The following is a 1,625-nucleotide window of genomic DNA, read 5'->3' as shown; positions in this document are numbered from 1 at the left end:
GGCCGCCGCCTGATCGTCAACCGCGGCCCTCACCGGACGGGTACGGTGGGTCTTGGGCATCGGGGGACACCTCACGCGAAAGCTTCGTTGATGTCCACCAAGACGGGGCAAACCCAGCGGCTGCGTGGCTCCCTGGGGAAGGACTATCGGCTCGACATCTGATCGGCCGTGCCTGCCTCTCCTGACCTTCAGGCCCTGCTCCGCAAGGTCAAGCCGGACAAGACCACGACGTCCATTCCGCTGCGTCCCAGAGCGGCGTTGCTACACGTCTCCCAGGTCGCGGCGACGCGCCGCACCAAGGTCCTGCTCGATACGAACATCTACATCGAGGACCTCGCCGGTCGATTGCCGATGGCCGCGACCGAGCTCCTGGACAATGCCACCCTCCACCATTGCTCGGTCTGCCTCGGCGAGATCGCGACCGGCCTCGCGGCGCGTGACGTGACCGCGCCGGGCTGGCGCGCGGAGATCCGGGCATGGTCGCAGCAGATGGCCTCGATGCTGCCCAGCCGCATCCATTCGCCCGACCGCGACACTTGGATCGAAGCCGGGCTCGTCTGCGGAACGCTTGCCCGGGTGCAGGGCTATAGCAATCTCGATCAGCGCAAGGCGCTCAACGATGCCCTCGTCTATCTGACGGCGCGCAAGGCCGGCATTCCCGTCATGACGACCAACCGGCATGACTTCGACCGCCTGGAGCAGCTCGCCCGGGGTGGGTCGGTGATCCACGTCTTCTGAGCGACCATGCCGTCGGTCAGTGGCGTGGTAGCCGCTGCTCCCACTCCGCCGGAGGCGGCGCTGGCGCCGGCGCATACGGACTGGCTGCGCCACACGCTGGCGGTGACCGGGCCGACGGCAGTAATGGAACGCTTCCAGGCGGCGGCGGCCGGTTCAGCCGTGATCCCCTGGGGGCTGGACCTCGACCGGATGGAGGAGGACTGGTTCCTTGCCCTGGCGGCGCCCCCCGAGAGCGAGCGGGCGATCAGCCTCGCCGGCGCGCGCATCCTGGCCCGGCGGCTGCGCGACGCGGCCCACACCAACCACCAGCGGGCGCTGGCGCGGCTGGACACCGACCGGCGCTGCCCCTTCGATCTGCAGCGCCTGCCGCCGGTACCGCCGGCCATCCTGCGGCTCGGGCCGGAAGACCCGGCGAGCCGAGCCTGGCTCTGGGCTCACTGGGGCACCACCCGGGCACTGCGGCACGTCCGTGCGCTGCCCGCCGAGCTGGATGGCCGTCGCCGGCGGATGGCGGAGCTGCGGGTCGAGTTCTGGTCGGCCGACTGGTCGCCCTGGCAGGCGCTGCGACGGCTGCGCCGGGACTGGCCGGACCTGACCCTGGACCTGCGGCCGCACTACGGTGACGCCGCCGCGGCAGCGAGCGACACGGCCATTGCGCATCCTCTCCGGACGCCCTCCCGCCAGCCCGGACCGCCCGCGACCAGACCGACGAAGCGGCCCAGGACACGCCATGGCTGATCTGGACGCCACGCCGGATACCATGGGCTGGGAGGAGGAAGCGCCTCCTCCGCTGCACCGCCTCCCGGACGCCGCGCCGCACCTCGCGGTGGATGGGTTCGAGGGGTATCAAGCGACATCCGGAACTGGACGGTTTCGCCACGGAGAAC

Annotated in this window: 2 protein-coding genes; both read left to right on the top strand. The window is 70.9% G+C overall.

Annotated elements, in window-relative coordinates; genetic code table 11:
* Nucleotides 1–168: 168 nt before the first annotated feature.
* Nucleotides 169–738, top strand: coding sequence for a type II toxin-antitoxin system VapC family toxin (locus tag M0638_RS28250; RefSeq protein WP_248670290.1), 570 nt, complete (start codon nt 169–171; stop codon nt 736–738).
* Nucleotides 739–744: 6 nt separating this feature from the next.
* Nucleotides 745–1,476, top strand: a complete 732-nt coding sequence (locus M0638_RS28245; protein ID WP_248670289.1) for a hypothetical protein — start codon at nt 745–747, stop codon at nt 1,474–1,476.
* The last annotated feature ends 149 nt before the right edge of the window (nt 1,477–1,625 follow it).

Origin of the sequence: Roseomonas acroporae (genome assembly GCF_023223525.1) — a bacterium.
Taxonomy (GTDB): Bacteria; Pseudomonadota; Alphaproteobacteria; order Acetobacterales; family Acetobacteraceae; genus Roseomonas_E; species Roseomonas_E acroporae.
This window is presented reverse-complemented; position numbering and strand designations above follow the sequence as displayed.